The following is a 440-nucleotide window of genomic DNA, read 5'->3' as shown; positions in this document are numbered from 1 at the left end:
CTCCAGGGTCGCCACGACGTTCAGGGCGTTCATGATGTTGGGCAGGATCTCCTGGCGGATGATCCGCAGGTCCGTGAGCCCTGCGGCGCGGGCGGCCGAGACGAAATCCTGGTTGCGGATCTGCTGGGTGGCGGCCCGGGTCACCACGGCGAAGCGGTCCCAGAGCAGGAAGCCCAGCACCAGCACCACCACCTTGAGCGAGCCGCCGACCAGCGCCGCCATGGCCAGCGCCACCAGCACCACCGGCATGGCGAGCCGCGTGGTGACGATGTAGCTCACCACCGAGTCGACCCAGCCGCCGAAATAGCCGGCGCAGAGCCCCAGCGTCGTGCCGATCAGCCCGGAGATCAGCGCCGCCGAGAGCCCGATCAGGAGGGAGATCTGGCCGCCGTAGAGCAGGCGGCTCAGGTAGTCGCGGCCGAGCTTGTCGGTGCCGAGCA

At 69.5% G+C, this 440-nt stretch carries 1 protein-coding gene; it reads right to left on the bottom strand.

Translation table 11 applies throughout. The features are described from left to right. Positions 1-440: ABC transporter permease (locus tag ACU8YC_RS27925; RefSeq protein ID WP_446896386.1), on the bottom strand; the 440-nt coding region annotated here is incomplete at both ends.

Source organism: Citrobacter sp. VF227, from assembly GCF_052950715.1.
The sequence above is the reverse complement of the archived record's forward strand: the minus strand, read 5'-3'. Positions and strand labels throughout refer to the sequence as shown.